This window comes from Bradyrhizobium erythrophlei, from assembly GCF_042430365.1.
In the GTDB taxonomy this organism is placed as follows: domain Bacteria; phylum Pseudomonadota; class Alphaproteobacteria; order Rhizobiales; family Xanthobacteraceae; genus Bradyrhizobium; species Bradyrhizobium erythrophlei.
In genome coordinates this window covers 1-787 of record NZ_JBHMET010000251.1, presented here as the reverse complement: position 1 = coordinate 787, position 787 = coordinate 1, and the positions used below count along the sequence as shown (strand labels likewise).

The following is a 787-nucleotide window of genomic DNA, read 5'->3' as shown; positions in this document are numbered from 1 at the left end:
CGCGCTTTGATGATAGAAGCCCATGTGGAACGGCGCCTGGGTCGAAATATTCACGGCGGGGTTGCCGAATGGCAGCCGCCCAAAGCCGTAGCGTTTTCCCCACTCAGATGGACTGTCCTCCCAGCAGTTGATATCAGTGCCGAAATCCGGCTCGCTCGCTGCCGTGGCCAGGACGGACAGCGGCGCGACGATGTCGCCGGCGTCGAGCCTGGCGAACCGGTAAAAAGTTAAGGGCGGGTCGGGCAGTGTGCTGACCGCCGCATATGGCAGCATCCGCGCCGGATCGAGCCTCGTCGACGGATCGGCCTGGATGAACAGCGCGAGCCTGATGTCCGGGGCGACGCGCAGCGCTTCCAGGAAGGCCTGTCGACGGATGCGGTCGTCGCGCGCCGCATCGGTCTTGAAGGCAAGCGCTGCGGGCCTCGGCGAATAGTTGGAGAGGTTGGCGCGAGCCCAATCCTCCTGCGCCGCGAGCAGGGCTTCGATCGCCGGCTCCTGCTCGCGCAGGAACGCCTCGATCGGCTCGACCGTGACCGGCTTGGCATTCGCCACCTCGGGCATCGTCGCGAAAGCCCAATAGGTCGCCAATCCGTGATTGCTCCAGCCCCACGCGGGACCGGACACGAGCGAGAGGATGCCAATGAAAACCGCCAGCGCAATGTTGGCTCGCACGCTTCGCCTCCAGACGACGTCGGCGACCTCGCCGACTGCTTTGTCAGTCCTCGTATCGGACGGATCGAGCAGAACGTCCAGTTGCATTCTGACGAGGTCGTCGGAATCCCTTTCA

The 787-nt window shown here is 64.4% G+C and carries 1 protein-coding gene; it reads right to left on the bottom strand.

The window, feature by feature from the left end; genetic code table 11:
* On the bottom strand, window positions 1–759 hold a 759-nt coding region (locus ACFFWD_RS37655; RefSeq protein ID WP_376974366.1), incomplete at its 3' end, for a hypothetical protein.
* Window positions 760–787 lie beyond the last annotated feature (28 nt).